The sequence below is a fragment of the Silanimonas sp. genome (assembly GCF_027531545.1).
Classification (GTDB): Bacteria; Pseudomonadota; Gammaproteobacteria; order Xanthomonadales; family Xanthomonadaceae; genus Silanimonas.
Genome location: NZ_JAPZSC010000020.1, coordinates 1 through 13,665 on the forward strand (window position 1 = coordinate 1; position 13,665 = coordinate 13,665).

Genomic DNA, 13,665 nt, shown 5'->3' on the forward strand with positions numbered 1-13,665 from the left:
CAGACCGATCCGCTCACCGGCGTCGCCACCCGCCAGCATTTCAACGAGCTCGCCGCCGCGGCACTGGCACGGGCGCGCGAAGGCACTCGTCCGCTGATGCTGGTGGCCTTCGACCTCGACCACTTCAAGCGCATCAACGACAACCACGGCCATCTTGCCGGCGATGCCGTACTGCGTGCCGTCAGCGAGGCCGTGCGTACCGTGCTGGCCCCGGTGCCGCGCATCATCGGTCGAATCGGTGGCGAGGAGTTCGCGGTGCTGCTCGAAGGCGCCACCGAAGCCCAGGCCGCCACCTATGCCGAGGCCTTGCGCCGGGCCGTGGCCGCCGCCGAGATCGCCGTGGAAGGCAGCGCCCCCTTGGGCGTCACCGCGAGCTTCGGCCTCACCGGCACCCACGAGGCCGGCCACGATCTGAAAGCGCTGCTCGACCGCAGCGACCACGCGCTCTATCGCGCCAAGCACGAGGGCCGGGACCGCATCATCGCCACCGTCGGCAGGCCAGTCCGCGAAGCCGCCTGAGATCCGCGCGACCCGCAGGCGAGGGCCGTGGCGCGGCTGCTAAGCTCCGGGGCACGTCGTCGCTACCGTGCCATCGGTCGTGTGCGACGGCCGACCACCAGGGGATGCACCGACGATGACGACACTGATCCACTTCCTTTCCGAGCTTGCCCGCCAACCGGCGATGCCGCTGTCGAACCTCGACGAATGCGCGCGCGCCGCAGGCATCGAGCTCACCGATGCGGAAAGCGATGCGCTGCGCCGCCGCGACGCCTCCGGTCTGGGCCGACTGGTCGAGCAAGGGCCGAAGCTCTGGTGCGTGCTTTTCCCCGCGGAAGACACACCCACGCCCGACAAGAGGCCCGATGACGCGCCGCAGGACGATGCGCCGCCCACGGAGCCGCCCGCGTCCGACAAGACGCACTGAGCCCGGACATGGCTGCCTTCGCCCGGCCTCGCTGGTGGGGCGTCTTGGCCGCCGCAGTGATCGTCGCGGTGTCGCTGCAAGCGACCCCAGCGACCTTCGAAGCGCGCCTCGTCGAAGCAGACGAGGTGCGCAACACCGACCCGGCGCGGTTCCGTGAGCTGCTCGCCTCGTTGCAGGCGGACCGTGCCACGGCGATGCCCTCCCAGATCGAGCGCGTCGACTACCTCGACGCGCACGCCGAAGCGTATGCGGGTGATTTCGACGAAGCCATCCGCAAGGCCATCCGTCTGCACGAAAGCGCGACCGATCCCGGGGTGCGCTTCCGCGCCGCCTCGCTGATCGTCAACAGCGCGGCCGGCAACCGCGACTTCGCCACCGGCTTCCGCTACCTCAACGTGCTGACGCAGTCGGCCGCAGGCATCGAAGATCGTGCGCTCCGCCACCAGGGCCTCGGGACGGCGACCACGCTGTTGAACCAGGCTGGCCAGTACGAGGATGGGCTGCGTTACGCACAGGCCCTGCTCGACGACCATCCGGAGTTGCCGAGGCGCTGCGCCGCCGGTTACCTGAAGCTCGAAGCGCAGGCGGAGCTGACACCGGATGCAGTCGGCGACGCCGCCATCGTCGCTCTCATCGACGAGTGCGAGCGCAGCAGCAATCCCCTGGTCACCGGTCTCGCCCGCTTCCAGCGCGCGCGCTTGATGGCACGTCGCGGGGATGACGCCGGAGCCCGCGCCTTGCTGCTCAGCGACGCCCCGGCCGCCGACGCCACCGGCTATCCCCGCCTGATCGTCGAGGTGCAGGCACTGTTGGCGCAGGTGAACCTTCGCCTCGCCGACCTCGATGCCGCTGCAACCCATGCCGAGCGTGCCGTCGAAGCCGGGAAGGGCGCGCGCTTCAGCGTGCCGGTGGTGGAATCGCTGCAGGTGCTCGCCGATGTGGCGCGGCAGCGTGGCGACAACCCCGAGGCGTTGCACCGCATGGCCGATTTTGCCGAGGCGCAGCGCGGCTACCTGGATGAAGTCAGGTCTCGCGAGCTGGCCGTGCAGCTGGCCCGCCACCAGACGCTGCAGCAGGCGCAGTCGCTCGAACTGCTCGAGCGCCAGAACCAGCTGCTGCGTCTGCAGCAGGACGTCGGCGAGCAGCGGCAGACGATCTTCCTGCTGGCGCTCGCGTTGCTGGCGGGCCTGCTCGGCTTCGTCGTGTACTGGGCGCTCCGGGTGAAGCGCCTGCAGTTGTCTTTCCAGCGCCTCGCCGAGACGGACGGCCTGACCGGCCTCGCCAACCGCGCGCATTTCACGGCGCAGTGCGAACAACGGCTGGCGAAGGCGAACGCCGCAGGCCGGACGCTGGCGGTGGTGCTGTTCGATCTCGACCACTTCAAGCAGGTGAACGACCGCCACGGGCATCCAGCCGGCGATGCCGTACTGCGCGCCGTGGGTGAAGCCGTCCGCAACGCCCTGCGGCCCGGCATGCAGGCGGGTCGCATGGGCGGCGAGGAATTCGGCCTGGTGTTCGAGGCCGATGACCTGCCCGCGGCGCTGGCCGGCGTCGAAGCCTGCCGCGCGGGTATTGCTGCGCTGTCGGTGCCGATCGATGCCACGATCCTCGCCATCACCGCCAGTTTCGGCATGGCGCGCTCGCATGCGCGACGCCGCGAATTCAAGGCCCTCCTGATCGCCGCCGACGCAGCGCTCTATGCGGCCAAGGCCGGTGGCAGGAACCGCGTCTGCCTCGCGCCGGAAAGCGACGCCGCGCCTACGCCGGCAACGATGACTTCCCTTCTGAACACCTCGCCCCAAGGACCCACCCATGGCTGAGCCTACTTTGCGCCCGATCGCCATCGCCCTCGTCCTCGCCCTGCCGCTCGGGGCCAGCGCCGATGCGCAGGCCGCCAGCACCGTCGTCAGCGCCGACCGCCTGTTCGACGCCCGCAGCGGCCGCATTGAGCGCGATGCCGAGCTGCTCGTCGTCGACGGCCGCATCGCCGCCGTCGCCACCGGCGGCCGGGCGGTGCAGGCCCCGGCCGACGCCACGCGCGTCGACCTCGGCGACATGACCGTGCTGCCCGGCCTGATCGACATGCACGTGCACATCGACAGCGACCCGACCTACAGCGGCTACACCGGCCTGCAGTTCAACGACCGCTACTGGTCGGTGGTGGCGGTGCCACACGCCTTGCGCACGCTCGAGGCGGGATTCACCACGATCCGCACCCTGGGCGCCGACGCCTGGAACGACGTCGGCCTGCGGCAGGCGATCGACGAAGGCAAGGTGCCCGGGCCGCGCATCATGACGGCGGCCTTCGCGTTCGGCGCCACCGGCGGGCACTGCGACAGCACCTACTTCCCGCCCTCGATGGCGCAGCGCAACCGCTACAACGCGGACAGCCCGGACGAAGGCCGCCAGCGCGTGCGCGAGCTGCGCAAGTACGGCGCGCAGGTGATCAAGATCTGCGCCACCGGCGGCGTGTTCTCGCGGAACACCGAACCCGGGCAGCAGCAGATGCGTTTCGAGGAGATGAAGGCCGTCGTCGACGAGGCGCACCAGTGGGGCCTCACGGTCGCCGCGCATGCGCACGGCGCTTCGGGCATCCGCGAGGCGATCCGCGCCGGCGTCGACACCATCGAGCACGCCAGCCTGATCGACGATGAGGGCATCCGCCTCGCGAAGGCGAATGGCGCGTGGCTGTCGATGGACATCTACAACACCGAGTACACGCAGTCGGAAGGCGCGAAGAACGGCGTGCTGCCGGACAACCTGCGCAAGGACCGCGAGATCGCCGAGGCGCAGCGGCAGAACTTCAAGCGCGCCCACGAAGCGGGCGTTCGCATGGTCTATGGCACCGACGCCGGCATCTTTCCGCACGGCGAGAACGGCAAGCAGTTCGCGGTGATGGTGCGCTATGGCATGACACCCGCCGAAGCGATCCAGGCCGCGACGATCAACGCCGCGACGGCCATGAAGCGCGAGGACGTGGGCGCGCTGGAAACGGGCCGCTTCGCCGACCTGATCGCGGTGCCCGGCGACCCGACGCAGGACGTGACCCTGCTCGAGCGCGTGCCCTTCGTGATGAAGGGCGGCGACGTGGTCAAGGACGCGCGCTGACGCACCCCGCGGCGTCAGCGGCGCGTCTCGACATCACGAAACCATTGATAGGCCCCGCCTATCAATTCGAGTCAAACAATCCATTTCCCCATTGTCATGGGAGGGGCGTAGGTTGCTGGGCACGCGGCATCCCGTCGCGCCAGCGCCGCAACCCGCCGCGCGGATCCTCACAGGAGCCTCCCATGTCCACCGAACCGAAGTGCCCGTTCTCCTCCGGCAGCCGAACGACCTCGCAGACCGGCCAAGGCGGCAATGCCGCGTGGTGGCCCGAGCAGCTCAACCTCGCGATCCTCCACCAGCATTCGACGAAGTCGAACCCGCTCGGCAGCGACTTCGACTACCGCAAGGCCTTCGCCGCGCTCGACATCGATGCCGTCGTCGCCGACCTCAAGGCGCTGATGACCGACTCGCAGGACTGGTGGCCGGCCGACTACGGCCACTACGGCCCGTTCTTCGTCCGCATGACCTGGCACGCGGCCGGCACCTACCGCATCCACGACGGCCGCGGCGGCGGTGGCCACGGCGGCCAGCGCTTCGCGCCGGAGAACAGCTGGCCGGACAACGGCAACCTCGACAAGGCGCGCCGTCTGCTGTGGCCGATCAAGGCGAAGTACGGCCAGGCCCTGAGCTGGGCCGACCTGTTCATCCTCACCGGCAACGTCGCGATGGAGACGATGGGCTTCAAGACCTTCGGCTTCGCCGGTGGCCGCCCGGACATCTGGGAAGCGCAGGACGACATCGATTGGGGCCCGGAGACCGAGTGGCTCGGCGACAAGCGCTACAGCGGCGACCGTGATCTCGCTGCGCCGCTCGGCGCCGTGCAGATGGGCCTGATCTACGTGAACCCGCAGGGCCCGAACGGCAACCCGGACCCGGTCGCCTCGGCCCGCGACATCCGCGAGACCTTCGGCCGCATGGCCATGAACGACGAAGAGACCGTCGCCCTCGTCGCCGGCGGCCACACCTTCGGCAAGGCGCACGGCGCCGGCCCGGAAAGCCACGTCGGCCGCGAGCCGGAAGGCGCGCCCGTCGAGGCGCAGGGCTTCGGCTGGGCCAACAGCTTCGGCAGCGGCAAGGGCGGCGACACCATCACCTCGGGCATCGAGGGCGCGTGGAAGCCGAACCCGACCACCTGGGACAACGGCTACTTCGACACCCTGTTCGGCCACGAGTGGGAGCTGACCAAGAGCCCGGCCGGCGCGCACCAGTGGAAGCCGAAGGGCGATGCCGGTGCTGGCACCGTCGTCGACGCGCACGATCCGAACAAGCGCCACCAGCCGATGATGACCACGGCCGACCTCGCGCTGCGCTTCGACCCGGCCTACGAAAAGATCTCGCGCCGCTTCCACCAGAACCCGGCCGAGTTCGCCGATGCGTTCGCCCGCGCCTGGTTCAAGCTGACGCACCGCGACATGGGCCCGCGCGCCCGCTACCTCGGCAAGCTGGTGCCGAAGGAAACCCTGATCTGGCAGGACCCGGTGCCGGCCATCGACCACGCGCTCGTGGATGCCGGCGACATCGCCGCGCTGAAGGCGCAGGTGCTGGCCTCCGGCGTGGGCATCCCCGCCCTCGTCTTCGCGGCCTGGGCCTCGGCCTCGACCTTCCGCGGCAGCGACAAGCGCGGCGGTGCCAACGGCGCGCGCATCCGCCTCGCCCCGCAGAAGGATTGGGCGGCGAATAACCCGGCCGAGCTGGCGAAGACGCTCGCTGCGCTCGAGGGCGTTCAGAAGGACTTCAACGCGAAGTCGCCGGGCGGCAAGAAGATCTCGCTGGCCGACCTGATCGTGCTCGCTGGCGGTGCCGCCATCGAAGCCGCGGCCAAGGCCGCGGGCCAGTCGGTGACCGTGCCCTTCCACCCCGGCCGCACCGATGCCGGCCCGGAGCACACCGATGCCGCTTCGTTCGCGGTGCTCGAGCCGCAGGCTGACGGCTTCCGCAACTTCGCCAAGCCGGGCCGCGAGGCCAAGGCCGCGGAGCTGCTGGTCGACAAGGCCCAGCTGCTCACGCTGACGGCGCCGGAGATGACGGCGCTGGTCGGTGGCCTGCGCGTGCTCGGCGCCAACACCGGCGGCAGCGCCCACGGCGTGTTCACCCACCGTGCCGGCGTGCTGAGCAACGACTTCTTCGTGAACCTGCTCGACATGGGCACGGCGTGGTCGCGCTCGGCTTCGAACCCGAACGTGCTGGAAGGCCGCGACCGCAAGAGCGGCGCCGTGCGCTGGACGGCCACGGTGGTCGACCTGGTGTTCGGCTCGAACTCTCAGCTGCGTTCGCTGGCCGAGGTCTATGCGCAGAGCGATTCGGCGGCGAAGTTCACCGCTGATTTCGTGGCGGCGTGGACGAAGGTGATGGAGCTGGACCGCTTCGACCTGCGTTGACCGAACGCGTCACGGCTGAAAACGCACGGGGTGGGCTGGCGAAAGCTGGCTCACCCCGTTTTCGTTTGCGGCGCATTTCGCCGAGTGCTGGCTGCGCCACAGCACGCCCGCGTGGCGACGCTGGCCCGCCCCGTCACCATCGACGTCATCTGCCCGGCGGCCCGCTCGAATGCGACGTCCCTGTCGCTCGAGCGGCGGCGCATCCATGCGCCGCCCTTCGGGCTTTCGCCTGATGATCCGGCCGGGGCTCCTTATTCGCGTCGCCACGCGGGCGTGCTGTGGCGCTTGCCGCAATCGGCGATGCGCAGCATCGGGAGCGATGAAGCTCGAACGCGCCGCCGCCAACCCACTCGCGGAGTTCCGCGAGCGGCGGCGCAGGGCCGGCCGCCAAGGCGAATAAGGAGCCCCGGCACGCTGTTGAGGCGCAAGGTCCGAAGGACCGGCTCAGGGATGAGCCGTCCGATCGAGGGGCAGGACGCCCCCTTCGATCGGACCGCCTGAAATCTCGCCTTGAAGGTGACGGGGCGGGCCAGCCTTGGCAGACGACCCTGCGCTGGCGCCATGGAGATCCCCGCGATCCACCACCGCAACCGCGCGACACGCGCCGCTAGAATCCTCGCAGTCCCCATCACTCGAGCCGCCGCCATGCCCATCCGCCCCTTCCGCGACAAGACGCCCCTGCTCGGCGAACGCTGCTACGTCGACGAGGGCGCGCACGTGATCGGCGACGTGGTGCTGGGCGACGACGCCTCGCTTTGGCCGGGCGTGGTGGTGCGCGGCGACGTCAACCACATCCGCATCGGCGCGCGCACCAACGTGCAGGACGGCACGATCATCCACGTCACGCACGACGGCCCGTACACGAAGCCGGACGGCTTCCCGACGATCATCGGCGCAGATGTCACCATCGGCCACGCGGCCTGCATCCATGCCTGCACCATCGAGGACGCCTGCCTGATCGGCATGAAGGCCCTGGTGCTCGATGGCGCGGTGGTTCGCAAGCATGGCTTCGTCGGTGCGGGCGCGGTCGTGCCGCCGGGCAAGGTCGTCGAGAGCGGCGAGCTGTGGCTCGGGAATCCGGCCAAGCCGGTGCGCCGCCTGAGCGACCGCGAGATCGAACAGCTCTACTACTCCGCCAAGCACTACGTGCGCCTCAAGGACGCCTACCTCGGCCTGCCGCTTGAATGAGCGGCGGCCGCCCGGCCGCGGCGGTCACTCCGCCGTGTGCAGGGCCACCGCGCCGGCGCGAAGTTCGCTGTAGATCGGGTCGGTGTCGGGCGCCTGCCCGTGCCACAGCCGAAAGGCTTCGGCCGCCTGCTCCACCAGCATGCCCAGGCCGTCGAGGGTGATCTCGCAGTCTTGCGAACGCGCCCACGACAGGAAGGCGATGGCGGCTTCGCCATAGCTCAGGTCAACCGCGAGGGTGCGCTCCGTCGCCAGTGACGACGGCAGCGCCATCGCGCTGGCACTGCGCCCCGCCGACGTGGCGTTGACGATCATGTCGAACACGCCGAGGTTGGGCAGGTCGTCCCAGTAACGCGTGTGCACGCGGCCGGGCTCGCCGAGGCGATCGCTCAACGCATCGGCGCGGTCCGGGCTGCGGTTGACGATCCACAGCGATTCGATGCCGGCATCGAGCAGTGCGGGAGCCACGCCGTGCGCCGCGCCACCGGCGCCAAGCAGCAACACCTTGCGCGCGCGCAGGTCGAGGCGATGGCGCTCGGTGAGGTCGTGCACGAGGCCGGCGCCGTCGGTGTTGTCGCCGTGCCAGCCATTGCTGCCGCGGATCAGCGTGTTCACCGCGCCGCAACGGCGTGCGCGCTCCGAGAGCGTGGCGCACAGGGCACGCGCGGCCTCCTTGTGCGGCAGCGTCACGTTGAGGCCCGCGCCGCCACTGCGGGCGAACGCAGTGACCGCGGCGTCGAAGCCCTCCGGCGCGACGTCGATGAGCCCGTACTCGAGGGCGATGCCGCACTGCGCGCCGAAGGCGGCGTGGATGCGCGGCGACAGCGAATGCGCGACAGGCTGGCCAACCAGGGCATAGCGTCCGCTCATGGCGTTCTCTCCTTGGCGAAGCGGTGGAAGCACTCGTTCAGCCTGCGCGCAACCAGCGCGCGGCGTCCAGCGCGAAGTAGGTCAGGATGGCGTCGGCGCCGGCGCGCTTGATCGACAGCAGGGCCTCGAGGGCGCAGGCGCGCTCGTCGAGCCAACCGTTCTGCGCCGCCGCCTTGAGCATCGCGTACTCGCCGCTCACCTGGTAGACGAAGGTCGGCGCGCCGTAGGCATCCTTCACCCGGCGCACGATGTCGAGGTAGGGCAGGCCCGGCTTCACCATCACCATGTCGGCGCACTCGTCGAGGTCGAGGCCGACCTCGCGGATGGCCTCGTCGCTGTTCGCCGGGTCCATCTGGTAGGTGTATTTGTTGCCCTTGCCGAGGTTTCCGGCGCTGCCCACCGCATCGCGGAACGGCCCGTAGAAGGCGCTGGCGTACTTCGCCGAGTAGGCGAGGATGCGGGTGTGCACGTGGCCCGCGGCTTCGAGCGCATCGCGGATGGCGCCGATGCGGCCATCCATCATGTCGCTGGGCGCGACCACGTCGGCACCGGCCTCGGCGTGGCTGAGCGCCTGCTTCACGAGGGCGTCGACGGTGGCGTCGTTGACGACATAGCCGCTGTCGTCGATGAGGCCGTCCTGGCCGTGCGTGGTGAACGGGTCGAGCGCCACGTCGGTGATGACGCCAAGCTGCGGGTGTGCCGCCTTCAAGGCCCGCACGGCGCGCTGGGCGAGGCCCTGCGGGTTCCAGGCTTCGGCGGCGTCGAGGCTCTTGGCCGATGCAGGCGTCACCGGGAACAGCGCCAGCGCCGGGATGCCGAGCGCCACGGCCTCCCCGGCCACCTTCAGCAGTTCATCGATCGACACCCGCTCGACGCCGGGCATGGAGCCGATGGCCTCGCGGCCCGGAAGCTCGTGGACGAACACGGGCAGGATCAGGTCGTCGGCGGTGAGGCGGTTCTCGCGCACCAGGCGGCGTGAAAAGTCGTCACGACGCAGGCGACGCGGGCGTTGGCGGAGGGCACTCATTCGGGAAAACGTCGGTGGGCAGGGGATGAATGCCGATGGTACGCCGCCGGGGGCGGTCGGCAGGGCAAGACGGCCATCCCATTCCGCCCCGGGCAACCGGGCTTACACTCGGCCGAATGACGACGCCACCCTCCCCTCGCAGGACCGCGCCGGGACCCGCACCGCCGGACCCGGTGCCGCCGCCCGGGCAGGCGTTGGCGGACGCGGAGCGGGAGATCGCTCGTCTGCGCACGGAGCTGGACCGCCGCGCCCACGCGATGCGTTTCCAGGAGGCCCTGTTTGCCATCTCCGAGGTGGCCAGCTCGTCGAAGCCGACGGCCGAGGTCATGGCGGCGATGCATCGCATCGTCGGCACGCTGATGTACGCGGAGAACTTCTTCATCGCGCTGCGCGATCCGGAACGTCGCACCCTGCGCTTCGTGTATTTCGCCGACAGCGAGGACGCCGACGGCCTCGAGCCGGACCTGGAGATCCCCGAATCCGAGCTCCGCGGCAGCCTCACGGTGCAGGTGATCCAACGTCAGCAGGCGCTGCGCGGGCCCTCCGCGCAGCTGGCCGCCAGCCTCGGCATGCAGGACGAGGCGCATGGCCCCGAGAGCAACGACTGGCTCGGCGTGCCGATGACCAGCGACGGCATCACCCAGGGGGCGGTGGTGGTGCAGAGCTACCGTCCCGAGCACTCCTACAGCGCCGAAGACGAACAGCTGCTGTCCTACGTGGCCGAGCACATCGCCACCGCGCTGGCCCGCCGCCAGTCGACGATCGAACTCGAGCGCCGCGTGCAGCAGCGCACCGAGGCACTGCAGACCGAGGTGGTCGAGCGTGAACGCGCCGAGCGGCTGCAGACCGCGTTGTACCGGATCACCGCGCTGGCCAGCCGCCACGAGTCGGACGACGACGCGCGCTTCTACGCCGACGTGCACAGCATCGTCGGCGAGTTGATCGATGCGCGGAATTTCTACATCGCGCTGTGGGACGAAACGACGGACGAGACCTCCTTCCCCTACTCCGTCGACGAGCGGACGCCGACGCGCCCGTCCCGGAAGGCCGGCCAGGGCCTGACGGAGTACGTCCTGCACAGCGGCGAACCGCTGCTCGCCACCGAATCGGTGATGCGCGAATTGAATGCCCTGGGCGCGACCACGCCCGGGCAGCAGTCGGCGAGCTGCTGGCTGGGCGTTCCGATGATGGTGGACGACGCACCGGTGGGCGTGATCGCGGTGCAGAGCTACCGCGCGGACGTGCGGTTCACCCACCGCGACCTCGAACTGCTGAGCTTCGTCGGCACCCACATCGCCGCGGCGATCGGTCGCCGACGGGCCGGTGTCGCGCTGCGCCAGGCCTACCTCGACCTCGAACACCGCGTGTCGGAGCGCACGCGCGAGCTGGGGCTGGCCAACGAGACGCTGCGCCAGCAGATCAGCGCGCGCGAAGGCGTGGAACGCCAGCTCAAGCACCAGGCCCTGCACGACAGCCTCACCGGCCTGCCGAACCGCCAGTACCTGCTCGACCGCCTCGTGGCCTCGATGGCCCAGCACTCGGCGCAGCCGGAACGGCTGTTCGCGGTGCTGTTCCTCGACCTCGACCGGTTCAAGGTCATCAACGATTCCGAAGGCCACCTCGTCGGCGACGCGCTGCTGCGCGAGGCCGCGAAGCGGATCGGCGAGTGCGTGCGCAACCCGGACGTTCTCGCCCGCCTCGGCGGCGACGAGTTCGCCGTGCTGCTGGAGCGCATCCGCAGCGTCGAGGACGCCATCCAGGTCGCCGAACGCATCATGCAGGTGCTCGACCAGCCCTTCTTCATCGAAGGGCGCGAGCTGCACAGTTCGGCCAGCGTCGGCGTCGCCGTCGCACAGCCGCACTACGCGTCTGCCGAGGAGATCCTGCGCGACGCCGACGCCGCCATGTATCGCGCCAAGGCCGATGGCCGGAAGCGCTATGCGCTGTTCGACGAGGACCTCCGCCATCTCGCGCAGCAGCGGCTCGAGCTCGAGCGCGAGATGCGCCGGGCGATGGTCCACCAGGAGTTCGAGCCCTACTACCAGCCGATCGTCAGCATCGCCAACGGCGCCGTGCTGGGCTACGAGGCGCTGCTGCGCTGGAACCGGCCGGACGGCAGCGTGCGCGCCCCCGGCGCCTTCCTCGGCCTCGCCGAAGAGACGGGAATGATCGAGGAGATCGACTGGCGCATGTACGCGAGCGCGATCGGCGACCTCGCCCGCCTGACGCCGAGCCATGCCTACGTCTCGGTGAACCTGTCGCCGCGCCATCTGCTCGCCCCGGATTTCGCGACGCGCTTCCTTGCCCTGGTGCGCGACCAGCGTGCACACCCCTCGCGCGTCTGCGTGGAGGTGACCGAAGGCGCGCTGATCGACCGCAAGGACCTCGCCCGCGCTGCTCTCGAGACGCTGCACCGCGCCGGCGTGCGCATCATGCTCGACGACTTCGGCACCGGTTACTCGGCGCTCTCCTACCTGCAGCACTTCCCGCTGCACGGTCTGAAGATCGACCGCAGCTTCGCCACCGCGCTCGAAAGCGGCGCGGAAACGCGCGGCGGCTCGCGCCCAATCATCCGCGCGATCGTCGCGATGGCCGCGTCACTCGAGCTCGAGGTCGTCAGCGAGGGCATCGAGACCGAGGAACAGCGCAAGTCGCTGTGGACGCTCGGTATCCGCCAGGGCCAGGGCTACCACTTCGGCCGCCCCGCGCCGCTGCAGCACTGGATCGACCTCGGGGCGCAGCCGGCCGCGGTCTAGGGCCGCCTCAGCCCCGCCGCACCTCGACGAGGTGCCGTTCGCCCTCCAACCCCGGCACCGACAGCCTGTGGACGGCCCCACCGACCCAGCCGGCCGGCAGCTCGGCGATTTCCTCGGCGGGGTGCACACCCTTCATCGCCAGCAGGCGGCCGCCAGGGGCAAGGAGATGGCCGCCGACCTCGAGGATGCCCACGAGGCGGTCGAGCGCGCGGGCGGTGATCGCCTCGAACGCGCCGGGTTCGGCCACCGCTTCGGCACGGGACTCGAGCACGCGCACGCGCGGGGCAAGGCCGAGCTGGCGCACGCATTCGCGCAGGAAGCGCGCTTTCTTGCCGTTGCTCTCCACCAGGGCCACGGCGAGGCCCGGCGTGGCGAGCGCCAGCGGAATGCCGGGAAGGCCGGGGCCGGTGCCGAGGTCGGCGAGCGTGGCGAGGCCGCGCACGTGCGGCGCCATCGCCAGTGAATCGAACAGGTGCTTCACCAGCATCTCGGCCGGATCGCGGATGGCGGTGAGGTTGTAGGTGCCGTTCCAGCGCACCAGCAGGGCGAGGTAGGCCAGCAGGGCGCCGGCCAGCGTGCCGTCATCGCCCGCCGCCGGCGCGGTGCGTTCCACCGGCGCGCCCGGATCGAGGCCGAGAGCGGCGAGGCCTCGCTCGAGGTCGGGGCGCAGGAATCCAAGGTCGGTCGGAGCATTCATGCCGACGATTGTCGCGCCTCCGGCCGTTCGCGCCTACCGCCCATCCGGCGTGCGCGCCTCGACCAGGCGTTGCAGCAAGGCGATCTGCTCCTGCTGCGTGGCGATGAGCGTCGCCATCTGGTCCACCCGGAGCGCGTCGAGCTTCTCGTGCAGCGCGATGATCCCGAGCTCGGCGCGCAGATTCACCTCGTAGTCGTGCGCGGCCGCGATGCGGTCGCGTTCGGCCTGGCGGTTCTGGCTCATCAGGATCACGGGGGCCTGCACGGCCGCCAGCATCGAGAGCATCAGGTTGAGGAAGATGTAGGGATACGGGTCGAAGGCCGCCGTGCCGAGCAGCTCCGTGTTGACGAGCGACCACAGGACGATGACGAGGGCGAAAAGCCCGATGAAGGTCCAGGACCCGCCGAAGGCCGCCACCCCGTCGGCCATCCGCTCGCCGAAGCTGCGCTGGGCGTCGGCCTGGAGCGCCGCGTCCTTGGCGACGGTCTTCTGGTGCAGGGCGACGTCGAGAACGCGCCGCTCGACCGCACTCGCCTCCGCGAGGGCTTTGCCGAACCACTTCTCCGCGGCACGGGTGGGGGTGCTCGTCGGTGTGCCGTTCATCGGGTCCATGGGGAGGGGTCTCGTTGCCGGGTGGTGCCGGGATTCTCCTCCGCCCGCCGGCCCGAAGCGTCAACCAACGTCATCCTGAACCACGGCGCGACCGTGCTCACGTTCCG

The 13,665-nt window shown here is 70.3% G+C and carries 11 protein-coding genes; 7 read left to right on the top strand and 4 right to left on the bottom strand.

The annotated features are described in order from the left end of the window. The 6 genes from O9280_RS12820 to O9280_RS12845 all read left to right on the top strand — a co-directional run. On the top strand, nucleotides 1-519 hold a 519-nt coding region (locus tag O9280_RS12820; RefSeq protein ID WP_298343380.1), incomplete at its 5' end, for a GGDEF domain-containing protein. Nucleotides 520-634: 115 nt separating this feature from the next. Next, nucleotides 635-925, top strand: a complete 291-nt coding sequence (locus tag O9280_RS12825) for a hypothetical protein (RefSeq protein ID WP_298343383.1) — start codon at nucleotides 635-637, stop codon at nucleotides 923-925. Between the two features lie 8 nt (nucleotides 926-933). Next, entirely contained in the window at nucleotides 934-2,745 is a 1,812-nt protein-coding gene (locus O9280_RS12830; protein WP_298343386.1) for a GGDEF domain-containing protein, read from the top strand. Beyond that, on the top strand, nucleotides 2,738-4,033 hold the full coding sequence (locus O9280_RS12835) for an amidohydrolase family protein (RefSeq protein ID WP_298343389.1): 1,296 nt from the start codon (nucleotides 2,738-2,740) through the stop codon (nucleotides 4,031-4,033). Before O9280_RS12830 ends, O9280_RS12835 begins: the two co-directional genes overlap by 8 nt. 182 nt (nucleotides 4,034-4,215) lie before the next feature. Continuing rightward, the gene (gene katG / locus O9280_RS12840) at nucleotides 4,216-6,411 is read left to right on the top strand and encodes a catalase/peroxidase HPI (RefSeq protein WP_298343391.1); all 2,196 of its coding nucleotides are present in this window, start codon (nucleotides 4,216-4,218) and stop codon (nucleotides 6,409-6,411) included. Between the two features lie 645 nt (nucleotides 6,412-7,056). After that, on the top strand, nucleotides 7,057-7,599 hold the full coding sequence (locus tag O9280_RS12845; protein ID WP_298343395.1) for a gamma carbonic anhydrase family protein: 543 nt from the start codon (nucleotides 7,057-7,059) through the stop codon (nucleotides 7,597-7,599). A 24-nt stretch (nucleotides 7,600-7,623) separates the two neighbouring features. On the opposite strand, the gene aroE is transcribed toward O9280_RS12845, so the two are convergent. Both aroE and hemB read right to left on the bottom strand, forming a co-directional pair. After that, nucleotides 7,624-8,466 carry a shikimate dehydrogenase gene (gene aroE, locus O9280_RS12850; RefSeq protein WP_298343397.1) on the bottom strand — a complete coding sequence of 281 codons (843 nt, stop codon included), beginning with the start codon at nucleotides 8,464-8,466 and terminating at the stop codon, nucleotides 7,624-7,626. A 37-nt stretch (nucleotides 8,467-8,503) separates the two neighbouring features. After that, the gene (gene hemB, locus O9280_RS12855; protein ID WP_298343399.1) at nucleotides 8,504-9,493 is read right to left on the bottom strand and encodes a porphobilinogen synthase; all 990 of its coding nucleotides are present in this window, start codon (nucleotides 9,491-9,493) and stop codon (nucleotides 8,504-8,506) included. Nucleotides 9,494-9,609: 116 nt separating this feature from the next. Between hemB and O9280_RS12860 the strand changes: the two genes are divergently transcribed. Then, a complete protein-coding gene (locus O9280_RS12860; RefSeq protein WP_298343401.1) occupies nucleotides 9,610-12,249 on the top strand; it encodes an EAL domain-containing protein in 2,640 nt (879 codons plus the stop codon). A gap of 7 nt (nucleotides 12,250-12,256) precedes the next feature. On the opposite strand, the gene rsmG is transcribed toward O9280_RS12860, so the two are convergent. Beyond that, nucleotides 12,257-12,946, bottom strand: a complete 690-nt coding sequence (gene rsmG, locus O9280_RS12865) for a 16S rRNA (guanine(527)-N(7))-methyltransferase RsmG (protein WP_298343403.1) — start codon at nucleotides 12,944-12,946, stop codon at nucleotides 12,257-12,259. Nucleotides 12,947-12,979: 33 nt separating this feature from the next. Continuing rightward, nucleotides 12,980-13,558 carry a DUF1003 domain-containing protein gene (locus tag O9280_RS12870; protein WP_298343405.1) on the bottom strand — a complete coding sequence of 193 codons (579 nt, stop codon included), beginning with the start codon at nucleotides 13,556-13,558 and terminating at the stop codon, nucleotides 12,980-12,982. Nucleotides 13,559-13,665: the final 107 nt, after the last annotated feature.

Bases quoted from the DNA above. Each gene is read 5' to 3' on its own strand.
- O9280_RS12870 (WP_298343405.1), bottom strand. From the start codon at position 13,558: ATGGACCCGATGAACGGCACACCGACGAGCACCCCCACCCGTGCCGCG.
- aroE (WP_298343397.1), bottom strand. From the start codon at position 8,466: ATGAGCGGACGCTATGCCCTGGTTGGCCAGCCTGTCGCGCATTCGCTG.
- O9280_RS12825 (WP_298343383.1), top strand. From the start codon at position 635: ATGACGACACTGATCCACTTCCTTTCCGAGCTTGCCCGCCAACCGGCG.
- O9280_RS12835 (WP_298343389.1), top strand. From the start codon at position 2,738: ATGGCTGAGCCTACTTTGCGCCCGATCGCCATCGCCCTCGTCCTCGCC.
- katG (WP_298343391.1), top strand. From the start codon at position 4,216: ATGTCCACCGAACCGAAGTGCCCGTTCTCCTCCGGCAGCCGAACGACC.
- hemB (WP_298343399.1), bottom strand. From the start codon at position 9,493: ATGAGTGCCCTCCGCCAACGCCCGCGTCGCCTGCGTCGTGACGACTTT.
- rsmG (WP_298343403.1), bottom strand. From the start codon at position 12,946: ATGAATGCTCCGACCGACCTTGGATTCCTGCGCCCCGACCTCGAGCGA.
- O9280_RS12830 (WP_298343386.1), top strand. From the start codon at position 934: ATGGCTGCCTTCGCCCGGCCTCGCTGGTGGGGCGTCTTGGCCGCCGCA.
- O9280_RS12845 (WP_298343395.1), top strand. From the start codon at position 7,057: ATGCCCATCCGCCCCTTCCGCGACAAGACGCCCCTGCTCGGCGAACGC.
- O9280_RS12860 (WP_298343401.1), top strand. From the start codon at position 9,610: ATGACGACGCCACCCTCCCCTCGCAGGACCGCGCCGGGACCCGCACCG.